Origin of the sequence: Listeria monocytogenes ATCC 19117, assembly GCF_000307025.1 — a bacterium.
Classification (GTDB): domain Bacteria; phylum Bacillota; class Bacilli; order Lactobacillales; family Listeriaceae; genus Listeria; species Listeria monocytogenes_B.
This window is the reverse complement of the sequence record NC_018584.1, coordinates 594,088-613,655: the sequence shown is the minus strand read 5'-3', so window position 1 is coordinate 613,655 and position 19,568 is coordinate 594,088. Positions and strand designations below refer to the sequence as shown.

General features: G+C 38.2%; 19 protein-coding genes. 10 read left to right on the top strand and 9 right to left on the bottom strand.

The window, feature by feature from the left end:
• The first annotated feature begins 85 nt into the window (after positions 1-85).
• Positions 86-721 carry a cyclic di-AMP binding protein CbpA gene (cbpA, locus tag LMOATCC19117_RS02975; protein ID WP_003725455.1) on the top strand — a complete coding sequence of 212 codons (636 nt, stop codon included), beginning with the start codon at positions 86-88 and terminating at the stop codon, positions 719-721.
• Positions 722-777: 56 nt separating this feature from the next.
• Here cbpA and LMOATCC19117_RS02970 read toward each other — a convergent pair whose 3' ends face one another.
• The 5 genes from LMOATCC19117_RS02970 to LMOATCC19117_RS02950 all read right to left on the bottom strand — a co-directional run bounded on the left by LMOATCC19117_RS02970 (position 778) and on the right by LMOATCC19117_RS02950 (position 5,823).
• Positions 778-1,809, bottom strand: a complete 1,032-nt coding sequence (locus LMOATCC19117_RS02970) for a DUF916 and DUF3324 domain-containing protein (protein ID WP_003725454.1) — start codon at positions 1,807-1,809, stop codon at positions 778-780.
• A gap of 75 nt (positions 1,810-1,884) precedes the next feature.
• Complete coding sequence (locus tag LMOATCC19117_RS02965; protein WP_003727279.1) at positions 1,885-2,727, bottom strand: WxL domain-containing protein; 843 nt, start codon at positions 2,725-2,727, stop codon at positions 1,885-1,887.
• Between the two features lie 43 nt (positions 2,728-2,770).
• Positions 2,771-3,067 (bottom strand): LPXTG cell wall anchor domain-containing protein, encoded by a 297-nt coding sequence (locus LMOATCC19117_RS02960; RefSeq protein ID WP_003727280.1) that lies wholly within the window; start codon positions 3,065-3,067, stop codon positions 2,771-2,773.
• A gap of 39 nt (positions 3,068-3,106) precedes the next feature.
• Positions 3,107-5,140: a leucine-rich repeat domain-containing protein gene (locus tag LMOATCC19117_RS02955; RefSeq protein WP_003734920.1), complete on the bottom strand. Its 2,034-nt coding sequence runs from the start codon at positions 5,138-5,140 to the stop codon at positions 3,107-3,109.
• A 17-nt stretch (positions 5,141-5,157) separates the two neighbouring features.
• Positions 5,158-5,823: a Crp/Fnr family transcriptional regulator gene (locus LMOATCC19117_RS02950; protein WP_003727282.1), complete on the bottom strand. Its 666-nt coding sequence runs from the start codon at positions 5,821-5,823 to the stop codon at positions 5,158-5,160.
• A 367-nt stretch (positions 5,824-6,190) separates the two neighbouring features.
• Here LMOATCC19117_RS02950 and LMOATCC19117_RS02945 point away from each other — a divergent pair, with 367 nt between their 5' ends.
• The 7 genes from LMOATCC19117_RS02945 (at position 6,191) to LMOATCC19117_RS02915 (ending at position 12,034) form a co-directional block, all read left to right on the top strand.
• Positions 6,191-7,138: a sugar-binding transcriptional regulator gene (locus tag LMOATCC19117_RS02945; protein ID WP_003721341.1), complete on the top strand. Its 948-nt coding sequence runs from the start codon at positions 6,191-6,193 to the stop codon at positions 7,136-7,138.
• Positions 7,139-7,395: 257 nt separating this feature from the next.
• A complete protein-coding gene (locus LMOATCC19117_RS02940; RefSeq protein WP_003725450.1) occupies positions 7,396-8,646 on the top strand; it encodes an NAD(P)H-dependent oxidoreductase in 1,251 nt (416 codons plus the stop codon).
• Positions 8,647-8,700: 54 nt separating this feature from the next.
• Positions 8,701-9,081 carry a transcriptional regulator GutM gene (locus LMOATCC19117_RS02935; RefSeq protein WP_003734921.1) on the top strand — a complete coding sequence of 127 codons (381 nt, stop codon included), beginning with the start codon at positions 8,701-8,703 and terminating at the stop codon, positions 9,079-9,081.
• A 24-nt stretch (positions 9,082-9,105) separates the two neighbouring features.
• The gene (locus tag LMOATCC19117_RS02930; RefSeq protein WP_003725448.1) at positions 9,106-9,627 is read left to right on the top strand and encodes a PTS glucitol/sorbitol transporter subunit IIC; all 522 of its coding nucleotides are present in this window, start codon (positions 9,106-9,108) and stop codon (positions 9,625-9,627) included.
• 20 nt (positions 9,628-9,647) lie between these two features.
• Positions 9,648-10,634 (top strand): PTS glucitol/sorbitol transporter subunit IIB, encoded by a 987-nt coding sequence (locus tag LMOATCC19117_RS02925; RefSeq protein WP_003725447.1) that lies wholly within the window; start codon positions 9,648-9,650, stop codon positions 10,632-10,634.
• A gap of 18 nt (positions 10,635-10,652) precedes the next feature.
• The gene (locus LMOATCC19117_RS02920) at positions 10,653-11,003 is read left to right on the top strand and encodes a PTS glucitol/sorbitol transporter subunit IIA (protein ID WP_003725446.1); all 351 of its coding nucleotides are present in this window, start codon (positions 10,653-10,655) and stop codon (positions 11,001-11,003) included.
• Between the two features lie 110 nt (positions 11,004-11,113).
• Positions 11,114-12,034, top strand: a complete 921-nt coding sequence (locus tag LMOATCC19117_RS02915; RefSeq protein WP_003725445.1) for an ABC transporter substrate-binding protein — start codon at positions 11,114-11,116, stop codon at positions 12,032-12,034.
• A 40-nt stretch (positions 12,035-12,074) separates the two neighbouring features.
• On the opposite strand, the gene LMOATCC19117_RS02910 is transcribed toward LMOATCC19117_RS02915, so the two are convergent.
• Positions 12,075-13,268: a serine hydrolase domain-containing protein gene (locus LMOATCC19117_RS02910; protein WP_014929034.1), complete on the bottom strand. Its 1,194-nt coding sequence runs from the start codon at positions 13,266-13,268 to the stop codon at positions 12,075-12,077.
• Positions 13,269-13,504: 236 nt separating this feature from the next.
• On the opposite strand from LMOATCC19117_RS02910, the gene LMOATCC19117_RS02905 reads away from it, so the two are divergent.
• On the top strand, positions 13,505-14,521 hold the full coding sequence (locus LMOATCC19117_RS02905) for a tagatose-bisphosphate aldolase (protein WP_003725443.1): 1,017 nt from the start codon (positions 13,505-13,507) through the stop codon (positions 14,519-14,521).
• 47 nt (positions 14,522-14,568) lie between these two features.
• On the opposite strand, the gene LMOATCC19117_RS02900 is transcribed toward LMOATCC19117_RS02905, so the two are convergent.
• The 3 genes from LMOATCC19117_RS02900 to LMOATCC19117_RS02890 form a co-directional block, all read right to left on the bottom strand.
• Positions 14,569-15,744, bottom strand: coding sequence for a M20 family metallopeptidase (locus tag LMOATCC19117_RS02900; RefSeq protein ID WP_003734857.1), 1,176 nt, complete (start codon positions 15,742-15,744; stop codon positions 14,569-14,571).
• Positions 15,710-16,981, bottom strand: a complete 1,272-nt coding sequence (locus LMOATCC19117_RS02895) for a Zn-dependent hydrolase (RefSeq protein ID WP_003734858.1) — start codon at positions 16,979-16,981, stop codon at positions 15,710-15,712. Before LMOATCC19117_RS02895 ends, LMOATCC19117_RS02900 begins: the two co-directional genes overlap by 35 nt.
• A 103-nt stretch (positions 16,982-17,084) precedes the next feature.
• Positions 17,085-18,407, bottom strand: coding sequence for a 6-phospho-beta-glucosidase (locus LMOATCC19117_RS02890; RefSeq protein WP_003721330.1), 1,323 nt, complete (start codon positions 18,405-18,407; stop codon positions 17,085-17,087).
• Between the two features lie 171 nt (positions 18,408-18,578).
• Between LMOATCC19117_RS02890 and LMOATCC19117_RS02885 the strand changes: the two genes are divergently transcribed.
• Positions 18,579-19,547 (top strand): LacI family DNA-binding transcriptional regulator, encoded by a 969-nt coding sequence (locus LMOATCC19117_RS02885; protein WP_003725440.1) that lies wholly within the window; start codon positions 18,579-18,581, stop codon positions 19,545-19,547.
• Positions 19,548-19,568: the final 21 nt, after the last annotated feature.

Genomic DNA, 19,568 nt, shown 5'->3' with positions numbered 1-19,568 from the left:
ATTATCCCACCTGATAATAGTGATTTTCTATACAAAAGTCCTACTTTACGTTAAAATGAAAGGGAAGAAGAATGGAGTGAAGAACATGTTGATAAAAAACCTTTGTATCCCTAAAATAAATTTAACAACCGTCCCTGGAGATGCAACTTTACAAGAGGCTATCCATTTACTTGAAGAATCTGGTTATCGCTGTGTTCCTGTATTAGATGAAAAAGGTGAAAAATTCTTAGGTAATATTTATAAAATGCATATTTACAAACACGCAGCTAACGGTGGTAGTCTTAGCGACCCAGTAATGAGCTTAATTAAAAATGCGACGAAGCATATTTGCGTCAATGCATCTTTCTTTGAAGTCTTTTTTACAATCAAAGAGCTTCCATATATTGCGGTTTTAAATGAGCAAGGTAACTTTTATGGAATTTTAACGCACGGAAAATTACTTGGTTTACTCCAAGATGGCTGGAATGTGAAAACAACTAGCTATGTTCTTACGATTGCGACTGGCGAAGTTCAAGGGGCCTTAACTAAAATCACTAAAATTATCGATCGCTATTCGAGCATCTCAAGCTTGATCACTTTAGACAATCAAACGGAAGATTTCATTCGCCGCGTACTTGTTTCCTTACCAGTTGGCGTAACAGAAGATAAGAAAAACGAAATTGTTTCCCACTTAGAACGCAAAGGACTTCGTGTCGTAGAAACAGAAAAAATCGAAAAATAATAAAAACAGCTTGAAAACGAGGTAAATTCTCATTTTCAAGCTGTTTTTTCGTTAGGCTATTTTTCATTTTCCTGTTTTTTCTTTGCTGCTCGTTTGCCGACAAAGTAAGTTGCGATAATAAGAAGAATGAAAAGCAATACTCCACCTACGATATACATCCACGTGTAGTCTTTCTCCAGTCCAAGAGCTACTTTATTGGCTTTTTTTGCTTGATCAGAAGAGATAGTGAATTCTTTTGTCCACTCCCATTTATCTTCTTTGTTCTTAGCAACTAAATGCACTTTATATTTACCTGGTTTTAACTCTTGATTTTCCCAATCTACACTATAATTAAAATTGGAATTTGGCGCCATGGATAAATCTGTGCGTTTTGATTCATGTAAAACTTTTTCGCTGCCTTTCTTATATATTTTTGCATCCACGGCCAGTCCACCAACTAAGGTCGCTTTTGTATTTTGCAAATTCATTTCTACTACATTTCGGTAATTTCTGGTCGCTGGTTTAATTTGATTTAATTCTAATTCTGGCTTTACGACGGTCGTTTTTTCGGTTAATTTGACACCAATGACGTAGGCGTATTCATTTTTAATTTGGACATCGTTTTCGCTGGAGTCTTTTTCTTTATCCTCCTCTTTCTTTTCTTGAAAATGTAATCCTCCTAAAATAATACCGTCGTAGTTTTCAGCGGGCATTTGAATAGCCGCTGTCCAAATTTTGGTTTCGTTTGGCTTAAGTGTAACCTCAGAGACACTTTCCTTCACCATATCTGCAAAGGGGTATTTTAACGTTTTATCTGGTTTCGTATTTGGTATGGAATAATCCACGTAGCCCATCTCATTGGTAACGGCTGTATTGGCAACGCAATTAACGGTGATTTCTTCTTTACTCTGGTTCGTAATTTCTACATTTAAACTTTGTTTTTGCTTTGGTTTCATTTGTAAATCGAAATAGGTCACACTAGATGCCTGATTGTCAGGGAGAATTGCTTTTACGGAAAAACTACTATTTTCTGTTGCGTACGCCTGCTGTCCTGGAAAACAAAGAATAGCTAGTACACAAGCAAAGATGATAGCGCATATTTTTTTCAAGTGTCTCTTTCCTCCTAATTGCTCAATGTAAAAAGAGAAAACAACATCCAAAAATGAAGTTTTCTCTTAAAAATGTTAAACTGCTGGTGTATCGCTTAAAGTCCAAGTTAATGTACTTTGATAAGTTCCATCAGCGACAACGACGTTTTTCGGAATGGATAATTTTGGTTTGGAAGTATCTGTTGCGGACACTGCTTGGGAACCAAAGCTATCTGTCCATGTGCCCATCCCCTGGTCATCGTTAAAGTTGGTCGGTGTAGCTGTTTGCATATCTTTAGCTGCCATTACTGGAACTGCTGCGCCGCCAGTCATTGAAATTGTTACGCTATCATATCCAGTTGGCGCTTGAGCGGTAGAAGTCGCTGAACTAACAGTCGATTTGGGAATAGTTAGCTCTGCACCTGGAATCATTTTTGCTGGTGTAGAAGAATCTTTGAAAGCACTACCCGTCACGGAAAGTGTCCAACCTGTATTAGTACCACGAACATCACTAATTTGTGCATAAGGAGTTACTTTCTTAGTTACTGAAACTTCCCCTGGCAAATCTTGTTGTCCATTACCATTTGCGTCTACATAAGTAGAAATCGTATCATCCGCTGCATGTACATTTAACGCACCTGAAGATAAGCTAGAAACGTTATGCGTACCAAAATCCCAGTCAGATACGGCTAAAATCCAAAGTCCGTCTGTACCTACGGGTGGATCAGTTGGATCCGGAATAACTGGGTCTGGATCAACTGGATCTGGATTTACTGGATCCGGATCTGGCGTGGTGCTTTTATCAAATTTTACAATCCCTTTGGAATCTTTCGTTACGGAAGTGGCAGCTGAAGCAAAATCTCCAGAAAGTACTGGTGCCACAATCAAACCTAATGCTAATAAACTCGCTGTTGTTACTTTTACTGTTCTACTTGTCATTATTATTCTCCTCTTTCTGATATCCTTTTTTTGTCGTGCAGTTTCACCGGATTTCTTCCCTCACCTCCTTAAAATAGCCTTTTTTCGCGATTAAAATGAATCCAAACCCTAGTAAAACAAGATAAAAATCAGTTGTATCTCCTGTTTTCGGCAGTCTTTTTGGAGGAACTTTGGTCGGAAAAGTGCCGCTTCTGTCATCTGTTCCAGTTCTTGGTTTTCGGGGGTCATGCGTGAAAATCACTCCCGCTTTACTTGTCGCCTTATCCGTATTCGCTTTTACATAAAACGGCGAGGCGCACACAAATAAACAACAGATTAAAATGAATCCCATTTTTTTCAATTTAGATAGCTCCTTTTGTTTGATGTAGCTGATTGCTTATTATGGTCGAGGCGCATCTTCTAGTGTCCAGGTGATTTTCGACTCATAGGAATCGTTCACTAGCGCATCATTTGGCTCAATTTCCATGGATAAACTGTCTTCCAGATTGACGATGGTAGAATCATATTTTGGGTCTGTCACAGCTGATTGTTTCTTTTCGATAGGTTGATTCGTCGTATTTAAATAAATCGGACTACTGGAAGGCGATTTGCTTTGATATTTTAGCGAAGTTTGTAGTATATCGCCGCCGCTATTGGTAAATGGCGTCATCGCACCCGTTATCGTCCAGCCTTGCCGCACAGTTCGTCTATCGATCACCTCTAACTCAGCCTTTCCAGACGAACCATAGCATGTAAGTGTTTGTTTCTTATCTGAAATTGGTACGGAATCTGCATTTGCATCTATATCCATTCGAAATTCATCTGGGATTTGCAATTCCAAAAGTTCTTTTACGTGAACAATGACTGTAACAGGTATTGCATCTTGCTCATAGTAGCCACTTTTAGGTGAAGAAAGAGTTACAACATAATCTCCCGCCGTATTAAGTCTTACTTTATATATAAAGTCATCTCTTAGTGTTCCTTCACCTGTCAAAGTTGCATTTACATCTGCTCGAAATTGAGTAGCATTCACTTTATCTCCTACTAAATAGGTGTATTCTGCATCTGCGGTTATAACTGGTGGCTTATACTTAATCAGTACCGAAGTAGTGAACTCCGTATTTCCTTCTATGTTAGAAGCTTTGATAGTGACAGGGTAAAAGCCTACAGAATTCACATCTTTTAGCACCTTATCAAAATTTGTAGTAATCGTTGTTGGTTGATCTGTTATCACATTGAGATCGTTTAGAAATTGTTGTTCCGTAAGTGGTGTACCTAGCTCATAAGTAAGGCCTGAATTGTAAGACACAACTTGGGGCGGTTCAACATAAGTTAATGGCTTGTAAAACGTACCATTGTATTCAACTAGATTATTGCTACCATTAAACGGAATGTCCTCGTCCCACGAATAGGTAACTCCTGAAACCCCAGAAACCCGATTAGAGCTATACTTCGGTCTTTTGGCCATTACTTCTGCTGAATATGTAATTTTAGAAGTAATAGGATCAATAGTTGCTTTGGGATTAGTAGCAGTTATTTTAACCGGCTTGGTTATTCCAAAAACAGATGGTTGTAAAGAAAATTCATACTTACTAGAAGTAACTACCGGCGTTTCCACATAGAAACTTTGGCTCCTAACATATAATCGCTGTAAATTAGGCATTTTGTTATTTGTAAGACTAGATAAATCAGTAATATGATTATCATCCAAATCAAACACCTTTATTTTAGTACTGGCAAAATCAGCAAGCGGTGAAACATCTGATATATTATTTCTTTCTACAGATATTTCTTCTAAACTAGGTAATTTATTAGGAAGCTTTTTAAAAAGAGATAAATCAGAAATATTATTACCCGCTAAGTCTATATATTTAAGTGTTGGTGCGCTCAGTTCAGTAAGAGGTGAAATATCTGAAATATTACCATTATTAATATTTAACCGATATAACTGTGGATATCCATTTGGTGCCTTTAAAAAAGGAGACAAATCCTTACATTGGTCATCAAACTGTAACTGTACATTGTAAAGATTGGGTAGATATTGAATGCCTTCGATACTTCCTATAGTAGCAACTGAAGTTAAGTACCACATTCTATTTAACTCTACCTCAGTAACAACATCATCCACTTTCCAATCCGTTTTAGTAGGTGTTTGAAAATTGTTATTTTCTGTTCGTCCTAGCTGGTTTGCGACAGTTTTTGCCATCCCTTCATCGGGAAACAAATCTGCTATCGTGCTATTCGCTGGAATTGTTAGCGGGCTAGCTTTCAGATTTTTAGGTGTATTTACATTTTTTAACGTAGATGACTTATCATCTTGTAGTTCCGGACTCTTAGGTAACTCTTTTCCTGTTTCTACAGCCTTCGAATAAACCGGAACAATAAGTGCTAAAATTAAAACAAACAGCAGAACTACTTTCCAATTAAATTTCATTATTTTTATGTCTCCTTTTAAATGCTAGTTAGCTGGTCTTCATAATGACTAGCTACTTTTTTTTGAACAATAAAAGTATTTTCATGCGGTTTTAAAATTTCTTGCTCCAATAAGTGAATTCGTTGTCTATAAAAAGCTGCTTTGGATAAAGTACTGTATTCAATTAAGACTTTCAATGTCACTTCTGGTGGCAACGAAACATTTCCGTTTTCATCCGTTTTACCAATGAGTTCTCCCAAATATTTCATGGCATAATATAGTTTATCTTTATGCTCTTTGCCGTTAAGTAATGCTCGATAATATAAATGCCGCCCGATTCTCTTTAGAAAGAAATACTGAAAACCAAAATTTTCGGGAAATAATGTTAATGCATATTCAATATCTTCTTTTTTATATTCGTATACTTCACAGTTATCTGAGAGAGCAATATTTGTCACAAACTCTGGCTGATCTTCTAAAATGGAATAACGTAGAAAAATACCTGGTTCAAATATAGATAAGAGTTTTTCTGGAGATTCATATGTATAACTGCTTATATAACCATCTATTAGTAAAACAACATTACTAAATTTAGAAGCGTTCTCCATTAAATTTTCGCCACGTCTTAGCTTGCGTTTCGTGTGTCTAATCCCATATTTTTGCATCATGTCAACAAACTCTTTATATGTAAATAACTTTTCCACTATAGCCCACTCCTTTTCTAAAATAATTTAGTAAGCGATATATAAGTTGGGCGAGAACTCAACTTATGTTACCATGTGCGGCTTGGCAGATTTTCTCCATAGAGATGGAATAATGATATTTCTTCTAGAATAATTCTAAAAAAATTTGGTGAATTCCTCGTAAATAAGAAAAAAAGTTGTTTGTTTTTTTGTCACAAATAAATAGTATGCACACTGTCTATTTCAAAATTACTCCTTTTTCGGCAAAAACGATGTTCCTATCTACCCCAACTTTTCATAAAGCAAATTCTATGATACTATTAGCATAAAAACATTTGTGACATCGTATAACTTTTGTTCCATTATGATGTAAATGGAGGTAAGTAGAATGAAATGGGAAGAAAAAAGAGATATGGTGAAAATCGCTACGTGGTACTATCACTACGGCTGGACCCAAGCGCAAATCGCCAAAAAAATCGGGATTTCAAGATCCATTATCTCTAAAACTTTGCAACGCGCAAAAGACTTAGGCATTGTGGAAATCTTTATTAAAGATGAAACTTACTATACGGTAGATTTAGAACAAAAATTAGAAGAAAAGTTTGGTTTAGAGGAAGCGATTGTCGTTGCAACGCACGATATGTCTGAGGAAGAAGCACTGAATTTCCTTGCCAAAGAAGCTGCCTATACACTGAGTAAAAGGATTGCTAAAGTAAAAACTCTCGGGATTTCATGGGGGAAAACAATTCGCAAATTTGCTAATGAATTCCCATTCATCCCGCATAAAGACTTAACAATTATTCCGCTTATAGGTGGAATGGGCTCGAGTGATATTGATCTGCATTCCAATCAAATTTGTTATGATTTAAAGAAAAAAATGAAATGCCACTCCAAATATTTGTATGCGCCTGCGCTCGTTGAAGATACGGAAATGAAAACCGATTTATCCAAAAACAAATATATTAGCGAAGTATTAGAAGAAGGAAAAACGGTTGATATGGCTATTGTCGGTGTATCGAGCCCTTATAATCACAGCACAATGGAAGAAATCGGCTATATTAATTCTGAAGATATTGAAGAACTACGCTATAAAGATGTTGTCGGTGATATTAATTCACGCTTTTTCACAGCAGACGGAAAAGAAGCAAAAACTGAGATTAACACCCATGTAATCGGTCTTAGTCTAGAGGAGTTGAAGAACATCCCCACCGTCGTCGCACTTGCAAACGGATTACAAAAAAAAGAAGCATTAGTGGCAGCTCTTAATGCCGGATTGATAGATGTGATTGTGATTACTGATAGAATGGCCGAATACATTCTTCAAAAAAACGACTAAAAAATAATCCTAACTATAAAATTTAAAATATCCAAAAGCTCTCTCCCGCAAAGGAATGAGCTTTTTTTATTTCTCAAAAAATAAAAAAAGCTAATATTTCATTGACGAAAAAATGTTAAAGTGTTATATTTAATTTGTGAAATATGACATTTGTCACTATAGGTGACAAATGTTACAAAATTCATTTGTTAGGATAAAATAGCTTTATCCGGAGTTTTATTTTAATAAATGAAAACGATTACTAGGAGGAACTTGAAATGACTTTATATAGACAGTTACTTGCTCGTGAGAACGAAAATAATCCGATTCGCGTTGGTGTTATCGGCGCTGGTCAAATGGGATTCGGTATGATTTCGCAAATCGCCGCTATTCCAGGTATGAGTATCGTTGGTATTAGCGATATTCATGTAGAAGCAGCACAAAAAGCCGCAGATGCTTACAATGCCACAGCAACAAAAAAAGAAAAAATTCTATTATCTAATGACTTTAAAGAAATTATTCATTCTGATCTTGTAGAAGTGATTGTTGATGCTACTGGTGTTCCAGAAGTCGGCGCAAAAATTTCCCTAGAAACTTTACTTGCTAAAAAACAACTCGTTTTACTTAATGTAGAAATTGATATTACTATCGGACCACTAATGAAAAAACTATATGACAGCGCTGGTCTCGTATATACTGGCTCTGATGGCGACGAACCGGCTGCGATAACTGAACTTTACGAATTTTCCAAATCTATGGGTATGGAAGTCCTTGTCGCTGGTAAAGGGAAAAATAATAAACTTAAAATCAGCGCTAACCCTGATAGCTGTCAAGCGGAAGCCGATGGGAAAAATATGGCGTCTCACATGCTAGCTGCTTTCCAAGATGGAACAAAAACAATGGCAGAAATGAATTTACTTTCTAATGCTATTGGTTATGTCCCAGACGTTGTTGGAATGCATGGTATTTCAGGTGACGTTGATTCGGTCATCAAAGATCTAGACTTAAAAGACCAAGGTGGTATTTTAAACAAATTTGGCGTTGTAGAATATGTAGACGGTTTGGCTCCTGGCGTATTCGTTATCGTCAAAGGGCAAAACGAAGGCGTTAGTCACGAACTTAGCTACCTCATGAAAAAAGGCGACCGGGATCATCACATTCTTTATCGTCCTTATCATCTAGCTAGCCTTGAAACACCTCTAACCATTGCAAAAGCTGTGTTGAACCACGATCACGCTATTGTTCCAATGGGCGCACCAGTTTCTGAAACGGTTGCGGTTGCTAAAAAAGACATAGCTGCCGGTGAAAAATTAGATGGCATTGGCGGTTTCTGTGTACGCGGTGTACTGGAAACTCACGTCGATATGGCAACGAATGGTCATATTCCTATCGGCTTGATTAGCGGTGAGGTAGTAGCCCGCAGAAATATCAAAGCTGGCACATTTATTACTGACGAAGACGTTTCATTAGATGAATCCACTACTGTTTGGAAACTTAGAAAACTGCAAGATGAAACATTTAATAAATAATTTCAACTTGGTGGGAAGTGATTTGTCTTCCCACCCTCTAAGGAGGAAAAGTAAATGAATATTGTCCTTATTGCTTCCCTCATTTTCATCGCTCAGACAGGTCTTGCTTTTTTCCAAGTGAGGTATTATCAGCATCATATGAACAAAGTTGCGGATAAATATGCTGGGGAAACTGGTTATTATCTTTATTCCGAAATGGAACGACTCAAATTTCGCACAAGTGCTGTAGCCATTCTGGTAGTGAATGAAAACCGAGTTGTACATGAATGCCAAATTTTAACCGGAAAGACTGTTTTTGCAAAGTTCAAGACTTTCACCAACTATCATCATAAAGATTTATCCGAAATATTGACGGATCTTAGTAGTAAAAATAAGAATACAATCCAAGAAAAAGCAATTATTAAAACAGTCAACAGTTGCATGAAAGCGCTTTAAATAACTAAAAAGGAGTGTTTCCTAGTGAATTATATTGAATGGTTTGGAACAAACTTTATCGGCCTATTTGAGGCTGGCGGCAAACAGTTTGTGAGTTTTATGACAGGAATTGTCCCTCTTTTAATTGTCCTTTTAACCTTTACTTACTCGATTATCGCCTTTATCGGGGAGGAGCGAGTCAACCGAGCAATCCAATTTTCAGCCAAGAACATGATTTTGCGCTATACCTTAATGCCCGTTTTATCCGTACTGATGCTAACAAATCCAATGGCTTATACATTTGGTCGTTTTGTTAAAGAGCATCAGAAACCAGCTTTTTATGACTCCGTTGTATCGTTTTTGCACCCAGTTACAGGATTATTTCCATATGCGAATGCTGGTGAATTATTCGTTTATCTAGGCATTGCTAATGGTGTGGTCGAAGCTGGATATAGTATGTCAAGCCTTGCAGTTCGTTACTTCCTAGCTGGAATCGTGGTTATATTAATGCGTGGTGTGATTACAGAATCAATTACGAAATTCTTAATGCGAAAAGAAAAAGTCTGAAATAGAAGGAGGCAAATGAAATGTATCAATCAATTCATGTGAATAAAGGTCAAGGCGGTTGGGGAGTCGGACTAGATATTACTCCGAGCGAACCGAGAACAAAAGTTGTTTCTATTACTGGTGGTGGTATTCATCCTGTAGCACTGAAAATTGCCGAATTATCTGGAGCTGAAGCCGTGGATGGTTTTAAAAATTCAATTCCAGAAGAAGAAATGATGTGTGTTGTTATTGATTGTGGTGGCACTGCGAGAATTGGTGTTTATCCGATGAAACGTATTCCAACAGTCGATGTGCTCCCTTCTTCTCCATCAGGTCCGCTCGCAAAACATATTACAGAAGATATTTTTGTTTCTGGCGTCAAACCTGAAGATATTGAAGTTCGAGACAGAAGCACTGAACCTGGGAAACCATTTGACAGAGAGAAATTCAAAGAAGATTATGCCAAGATTAAAGAAGATCAAGAAGAAGCAAGCCAATTAAAAGAAGGTTTCCTTGTGAAATTTTCTCGTGGCATTGGTAAAGCAATGGGTGTGTTCTATCAAGCAGGGCGTGATTCTGTGGATATGCTTATTAAAAATATTATTCCGTTTATGGCTTTTATTAGTATGATTATCGGTATTATTAATTACACTGGGATTGGGAAATTAATTGCGAATACGCTCTCTCCTTTAGCTGGATCACTCTGGGGAATGTTATTAATTGCTTTTATTTGTAGTTTGCCATTTCTTTCACCTATTCTCGGTCCTGGAGCAGTTATCGCTCAAGTAATCGGCGTTCTGATTGGTTCTCAAATTGCGATTGGTGCTATTCCAGTTACTTACGCCTTACCAGCACTATTTGCAATTAATGCTCAAGCTGGTTGCGACTTTATCCCCGTAGGACTCTCTCTTGCAGAAGCTAAGCCAAAAACGGTTCAGTTCGGCGTTCCAGCTATTCTTTATAGCCGGATGATTACTGGTGTCCTTGCTGTTGTTATCGCATGGGTATTCAGTATCGGTATGTATTAATTTTAGGAGGAATTTGCTATGACTATAAGTAAAATTATGGAAATCGGGCCACTTGTCCCCGCTTTTGAAGAAGAAAAAATCGTTATCTTATTTGGACCAACTGCTACCAATGAATTACGCGAAATATCTGTTATACACGAATTCCAAGATGTACCGAATAACGCCCTTACAAAAGGGAACACGTTACTCATTGGTGAACAAGCGTATACAATAGAAGAAGTCGGCTCAGACGCAAACAAAAATCTCGAAGAACTTGGCCATATTTCCGTCTATTTCCGCTCAGGACAAAATGAAGTTTTACCGGGAGCTATTGTTGTTTCTCCAGAAATTTTTCCAACAATTACGGTTGGCGATAGTATTCAATTTTAAACATAAAAATTTTTTGTGCTACATTTCACCTTGTCAATCCTCCCTGTTTTCGATATAATTACTTTTGTAACGATAATGAAAATCATTTTCAATTAGGGAGGAAATACACAATGTACCAAAAGCATAAATGGGCTGCTATTTTGATGACTGTGCTTTTAGCAGTAGTATTAACCGCTTGTGGCAGTTCTTCGGATAAAGACTCAAGCAAAGAAAAGGAATCCGCAACAAAAACGGTCACTGATACAATGGACCGTAAAGTAGAAGTTCCAACAACACCGAAAAGAATTGTCGCACTTCAAAATGTAAGTGAAATGGAAATTCTTGGCGTTAAACCTGTTGGTACAACTGATTATTACATCACTACATACCCTGAGGCAACAAAAGGGACCGAAAGTGTTGGTAATGACAAACCTAGTATTGAAAAAATCGCTAATTTAAAACCAGACTTAATTATTATTAGTGATTACCAAAAGGATCTTTTAGAGAACTTGGAAAAAGTGGCTCCTGTTTATATCACGCATTTTGGTGATACTCCGGACAAACAACTTTCGAACATTGCCAATCTCTTAAATAAAAAAGCAGAAAAAGAAAAATGGGACAAAGATTACGCGGCAAGCTCTAAAGAAGCAAAAGCAACACTCAAAGATGCTGGTGTTGCGAACGAAAAAGCGGCAGTAATTCAATTTTATGGCAAAGAAATCTATGTGCACGATGCAAAAGTCTTTGACGGCTTATACTCCGGCGCAGGTTTCACACCGACAGATGCTGCTAAAGCAAACAAAGAAACAAAAGCTATTTCTAGTGAAGCAATTCCTGAATATGCAGCAGGAGCAGATCGTCTCTTTATCTTAATGCCAGCTGATGGCAATACCGATTCTGTGGATGAAATGCTAAAAGGTGTTTGGAAAGATATTCCAGCTGTGAAGAAAAACCAAGTGTACAAAGTGGATAATACTAAATGGAGTGACTACAGTGCCTCTGCTCAACTTTATCAAATGGAAGATGCTGTAAAACAAATTACTGGTAAATAATAAAAAAACCCGATTCTACAAATAGAATCGGGTTTTTTTATTATTTATTTAAGAAACCATAAATATCATTATTCACTTTTCCGAATGAAGCAATGTGGTTTTGGACGTTGGAGAATAATATAACATAAGTTCTTCCTGTATGACTGACACTATTAGATACGTCCCAACCGGTCACAACTCCGTGACTATTATAACTACCTGAATCCACATAGAATCCCATTCCATAAGTTGATTTGCTTCCTGATGTGAACATTTTTTTCAAACTTGCTTCAGAAATCAATTTTTTATCCATCAATGCTTTGTCAAACAAATACATATCCGTTGTAGACATACTAATGTCCCCTGCACCATATAATTTCGTTAAGTCTGAAAGCTTTGGACTTTGAAAGACTCCATTTTCATCAATTTTATAGCCTGTTGATACGTTTTTTCCCCCATCAACATCTTTTTGATAGTATCCTGTATGCTTCATTCCTGCAGGGGTAAATATATTTTCTTGAAGATAGGTAGCTAAAGGTTGCCCACTAACTTTTTCTACAAGATAACCTACTACAGCATAATTAGCATCCAAATAATCCCATTTCCCAGGTTGTGATTTAATTCCTCGCTTTTCAATAGCTTTAATAATTTGATCCGGTGTCATATTACTCGTTAATTTTGGTCGTCCAACTATACCAGATGTATGATTCATAAAGTTCTTCACTAAAATCTTATTACCATTAGGAAAGTCAGGTATATACTTCGAAATTGGATCATTCGTATTTATTTTACCTTTTTCTTCTAATTGTAAAAGTGCCGTTGCTATGATTGCTTTTTGAGAAGAGCCAATATAAAACAAAGTATCTGGTGTATTCAATACTTTTTCATCACGATTTGCATACATATACCCTTTTTGTATGATAGTTTTTCCATCGCGAACAACCAGTGCCGAACCACTAAAACCAATTTTTTGTAAATAGTTATCAATTTCTTGATTTTTTACAATTGTTTCCTTTGGCTTTTCTTCTACTGGTTCAGGCTCTTTCGTTTCTTCAGGCTCATTAGTTGCTGCATTTTCCGGTGGGTTTGTTGCGGTTGCTGCTTTCTTCTTAGTAGGTGCGGATACTGTTTGCTCTTGTTTACTTTTGAATTCGTATATCATCCAACTTGTGGCAATAAACAGTAGAAATACAGTACTCAACACGATAATCATGTTCTTGCGTCTTTTGTGTTTACGTCTTTCGCGTCGATTCATTTCATCACTCCTGGTCTAGTCTAATCGTTAAATGACTTTCCCAAAAGAGAATGTATTAATAGAAAATATCCCAAATTTCTATCAATACCTAACACTCCACATATATCGTAATTTATTACTTCAGATAAATCAATACGGAAATATACCTATGTTTTAAAAAAACTTTTCAGTGGTATAATAAGGAAGGATAAATTGATTAAGCAACGACAAATTGCTATAAAGGAGACTAGATAAAAATGGTACAAATAACAAAAGGTAAATTTGATGGTTTACAAAGACTCTCCAACGAAAAAGGTGTCATTGCAGCGCTTGCCATTGACCAACGTGGCTCACTCAAAAAAATGATCCAACAAGCAAAAGGAACAGAAAACAAAAAAGATGTGGAAGACTTCAAACAACTTGTTTCTGAAGAACTTACACCTTATGCTTCTGCGATTTTGCTTGATTTAGAATATGGTACTCCAGCAATCAAAGCTCGCCACGAAGGTAGCGGACTTTTAACTTCTTATGAAAAAACAGGATATGACGCAACAACTCCCGGTAAACTTCCTGATTTAATTGAAGATTTATCGGCACTTCGTATTAAAGAAAATGGCGGAGATGCTGTTAAAATTCTCGTTTATTATGATCCAGATGAGCCAGCTGAAATTAATGAAATCAAATATGCCTTTTTAGAAAGAATCGGTGCTGAATGTCGCGCAGTTGATATTCCATTTTTCTTAGAGCCAATTACTTATGATGCAACAGTTACTGATTCTGGTTCTTTAGAATATGCTAAATTGAAACCAGCAAAAGTAAAAGCTTCAATTAAAGAATTCTCTAAACCTCGTTACGGTGTAGATGTACTTAAACTTGAAGTTCCAGTTAACTTTAAATATGTGGAAGGTTTTGCGGAAGGTGAAGTCGCTTATACGCAAGACGAAGCAGCTCGTCATTTTGAAGAATGCTCTGACTTAAGCCCACTTCCATTTATTTATCTTAGTGCTGGTGTAACTTCTGAAATGTTCCACAAAACAATCCAATTTGCGAACCAACATAACGTGCAGTATAGCGGCGTTCTTTGTGGTCGTGCAACTTGGGCTGATGGTATTGAAGTGTACGGCAAACAAGGCGATGACGCTTTACGCGAATGGCTTCGTACGCAAGGGAAAGAAAACATTACTTCTCTTGATAAATTGCTTGATGAAGGTGCCGTTCCTTGGTGGACAAAATACGGTTCTTTTGAAGACGTACATGTAGTAGAAAAACAATAGCATGCGAAAAGCCTCCAGTTAATTGAATTAGCTGGAGGCTTTTTTTATTAATTTTGATTTAAAAAATTATACGCAAACTGGGCATATAGCTCGGCGCCATTTTTCATGACACTTTCGTCAATATTAAATCGGCCATGGTGATGCGCCCATTCGGTGTCTTTTTCTGGATTGCCGCAGCCAACGAGTGCGAAACTTCCGGGAGCTTCATCTTGAAAATAGCTGAAGTCTTCGCCGCCCGTGGTTGGACGTTCAAAGTAAAGCATCTCTTCGCCGAATGATTCTGTGATTGTTTCTTGGACGAGTAGTGCGCTTTTTTCGTCGTTGATTACTGGTTGTGTGCCTTGTTTGTATATCATTTCTGCCTTGCCACCGTAGATAGCGGCGGTTTGTTTGGCGTAGTGTTCAATTGATTTTGCGACTTTGGCGCGTGTTATGTTGTTGAAGCAACGAAGCGTTCCTTCCAAACGGGCATTCTCTGCGATAACATTGTAGCGAGTGCCGACATCCATTTTGCCGATAGTTACTACGACTGGATCAAGTGGATCTGTTTCGCGTGATACGATGGATTGGAGGTTCATAACGAATGAGGAAGCAATTACAGCAGCGTCGATTGTGTCATGCGGCATTGCTCCGTGACCACCTTGTCCTTTGAAGTCGATTTGGATAATATCTGCGGAGGCGAATGTGGAGCCGACTACGCACGATATCTTTCCACTTGGAGTTTGGGACCAGATATGAATCCCAAACACGTGGTCCACGCCTTCCATCGCTCCTTGGGCTATCATAGCTTTCGCACCCTCTGCAATTTCTTCTGAAGGTTGAAAAATGAAGCGCACTGTTCCGGGTAGTTCGTCTTTTATTTCTACGAGTGCTTTTGCCGCGGTTATTAGCATCGCTGTATGAGCATCATGACCACAGGCATGCATTTTGCCGTCTTCTGTGGATTTATATGGGAGGTCTTGGTTTAGTTCTTGGACTGGGAGTGCGTCCATATCGGCACGCAAGGCAACTGTTTTCCCTGATTTCCCGCCTTTGAGTTCCGCGATTAATCCGGTTGGTTCCGTGCGGCGGTAAGGAATGCCCAGTTTGTCCAATTCTTTGGCAACTTTGTCGGTAGTTCTAAATTCCTGCCATTGGAGTTCGGGATGCATGTGCAAATCACGGCGGAAGGCAATCATTGCTTCTTCATTATTTAAAACTGCTTGTTTTATTTTCTGATTCATTCGCGCTTTCCTCCGTCCATTTTTTTACTGTTTCCAGTACGACTTCGATTCCTTTTTGTAGCTTGTCGTAATCGGTCCATTCTTCTGGGGCATGACTTATGCCGTTGTGGCTAGGGACAAAAATCAAGCCTACTTCGGTTAAACCTGCAAAAATCATTGCATCGTGTCCCGCCCCGCTAACCATTGTTCGGTATTTTAAGCCGAGTTGGTCGGCACTTTCAGTCAATGCTTGATGAATCTCTTTTGATAAATGGGTCGGCGGTTCGTATAGCATATCTTCTATTTCGCAAGTGATGCCGTTTTTCTCTGCGGATTGGATAATTTCTTTTGTTTTTGCTAATGTATTTTGGACGTGAATTTCGTCTTTTGCTCGGATATCTACGGTAAAAACGACTTTATCTGGAATAACGTTTGCGCCATTTGGATAGACGTTGAGTTTGCCCACTGTTAATACAGTTCCGCCGCCTTCTTGGATAGCTAGTTCTGGTAGTTGACCTAAAATTTCGACAGCTGTGATCAGCGCATCTTTTCGGTCAAGCATTGGGGTTGTGCCTGCATGGCCGGCTTGTCCTTTTACTGTTACTTTTATTTCTGTTAAACCGACTACTGTATCTACTAGCGCCACATCTTCATTGGCATTTTCTAGGACTGGTCCTTGCTCAATGTGTAGTTCGATAAATGCTTTAACGGATTCTTTCGTGCGGATAGCTGTAACTACTTGATTTGCATCAAATCCTACTTTTGCCATGGCTTCTGCGGCTGTAATTCCATCTATATCTTTCATTTCATGGAGCATTTCTTTGGTAACTTTGCCAGTAATTGTACGTGAAGCAAGGAGGCCAGCGCCAAAACGAGCGCCTTCTTCTTCCACCATCGCAATAATTTCAAGCGGAAAATGTGGTTTAATTTGTTGTTCATAGAAAACAGTGGCTACTTCAAGTCCGGTAATGACGCCAGCTGGTCCATCAAAAGCACCACCATTTGGTACAGAGTCAAAATGAGAGCCGACAATTACTGCTGGTAAATTTGGATTTTCGCCTTCTAGTCGTCCGTAGATATTTCCAATCGCATCTTCTGAAACAGCAAGGCCTACTTTAGCCATTTCTTGTTTTAAATAGTTGCGCGCGTCGAGGTCTTCTTTGCTATATGTAAACCGAGTTGTTCCCTGACCCGGAGTTGCTGTATAAGTATCTAATTTTTCTATGTGTTTTTTTATTCTTTCAAGATTTGTTTGCATCAAGCACACCTCCTTTTTTCTATTTTACAGGAAACTTGAAAAAATGCTCGCTAAAACAACTCACAAAAAAAGTGATCCCTATTTTCTAGGGATCACTTGCGAATTATTTAGCGAATTGTGGTAAAAACTCTTTGTGTGCTTCTAGCATTTCATCTAGAATTGTTTTTGCTAAGTCGCCGCTTGGAACGAGTGGGTTAGAAGTGAATGCTTGTAGTGCAGTTGCGTAATCGCCTGTTACTGCTGCTTCGATAGTCAATTCTTCCATGGATTTCATTACTTGTAGTAAGCCGCGTTGTGCTGGTGGGAATTTACCGAAGTTGATTGGTTCTGCGCCATGCGCACGGATAACACTTGTGATTTCTACAGCACTATCGTAAGGAACGTCATCAATTGCGCCGTTATTACGAGTAGATACTACCATTACGGTACCTTTGTTGTTGTAAATGGAATTGATGATTTCACATGCTGCATCACTGTAATGTGCGCCGCCTCGTTTGGATAATTCTTCTGGTTTGTAATCAAGATTTGGGTCTTTATATAATTCGAATAAGCTGTCTTCTAGTTTTTTCACGACTTCTCCGCGAGTACCTTCGTTTTTGAAAGATGCCAGTTCTTCTTCAAGCATTGCATCCGTCATGTAGTAGTAACGGTGATATGGACAAGGAAGCATTTTTAGATGTTTAACTTGCTCATATAAGAAGCGCATGTTTTTAATGTTTTCAACGACTTTTCCTGGGTTAGCATCTGGTGCATAAAGGCCGTCGATAACTTTTTCTGTTAATTCGGTACCATCTTTGTCGAATACGCGGTGCCAGTGCAAGTGGTTGATTCCAGCAAATTTGAAGAATAAGTCTTCTTCTGGTTTTTCTAAAACGTCGGATGCGCTTTTCACTGCTCCGATTGGCACGTTACAAAGACCGATAACTTTATCCCAGTTGCCGTAACGAAGAACGGCTTCTGTTACCATACCTGCTGGGTTTGTGAAGTTGATTAACCAAGCATCTGGGCAAAGTTCGCGCATATCTTCAACGATACCAAGAATGACAGGAATCGTACGGAAAGCTTTAAACATTCCGCCCGCTCCGTTTGTTTCTTGACCGATGATGCCGTGGCTAAGTGGAATTCTTTCATCTTTAATACGAGCGTCTAATAAACCAACACGAAATTGTGTTGTAACAAAATCTGCATCTTTTAGAGCTTCACGACGGTCAAGTGTTAAATGTACTTCGCAGTCAATGTTTGCTGCTTTGACCATACGTTTTGCCATATTACCAACGATTTCTAATTTTTCACGACCAGCTTCAATATCTACTAGCCAAAGTTCTCTGATTGGAAGTTCATGATAGCGTTTAATAAATCCTTCAACAAGTTCTGGTGTGTAACTGGAACCCCCACCAATTGTAACGATTTTTACACCTTTTTTCATAATATACTTACCTCCTAGAATTTTAAAGCGTTTTCTTTTCTTCTCATTCATCATAATTCATGTAATGCATTACAGGTCAAGCACTTATTTTAAATTTATCCAAACTGGCTATTTGGCGGGATTTTTTGGTATACTAATTAGAGAGCTACGAGAAATCGAGGTGTTTTTTAATTGGCAAATATACAAGAAATCGCGAAACTAGCGGGTGTTTCATCAGCAACGGTTTCCCGAGTGATTAATAAGCGCGACTATGTAAGCGATGAAACCAGAAAACGTGTTCAGACAATAATTGATCAGTTAGATTATGTTCCGAATATAAACGCCGTGTCTCTGAAAAAAGGGGCAACGAAGCTAATTGGCATGGTTATTCCTAGCTTTACAGATTCTCTGAATGTATTTTTGAAAAGTTTTACGATGATAGCGCAAGAGCATGGTTATAACGTCACATTGTTTATGACGCGGATTGATCCAGATAAAGAACTAGAGGCCTTAGAGATGCTGCGCCAAAAACAAATTGATGCGCTCGTCCTGGTCATTCGGTCAAATGATTGGAAAACGATTGAACATTACACCAAATATGGCCCGATTGTCACTTGGCAACGTGTCGAAAGTGAAAAAATCCCTTCTGTATTTATGAACCAATATGATGGATATACGCTTGCACTAGAACATTTATATGCAAAAGGATATCGAAAATTCGTGAATGTTTACGGGAATACGACCGGGCTCAATACGCAAAGTCGCATGCTTGCTTTTAAAGACTTTTGTGCGCGTTATGAGCTTGATCCGCATGAGTTTAGACAGTTTTACGGGCAAGGTTCTCGGCAAGACGGGGAAAAGATTGCGCATTGGTTTGCGGAAACAGAGCATAAACCTGACGCCTTTTTGACACCGAATGATTATTTTGCGGCTGGGCTTTTGACGGAAGCAAGACGGCTTGGTTACAGTGTCCCGGAAGATTTTGCGATTTGTGGGTTCGATAATATGGAAATCGCGCATTTGCTTGATATCACAACGATTCACTACCCGGTAAATTTGCAAGCTGAAAATGCTTTTACGCTCATTATGAATCAATTATTTGGTAGCAATTTGCCACTGCTTGATTTAGATTTTCATTTAGTTGAACGAAAAACGACATAATAAAAGGTTTCCTCGCAAATT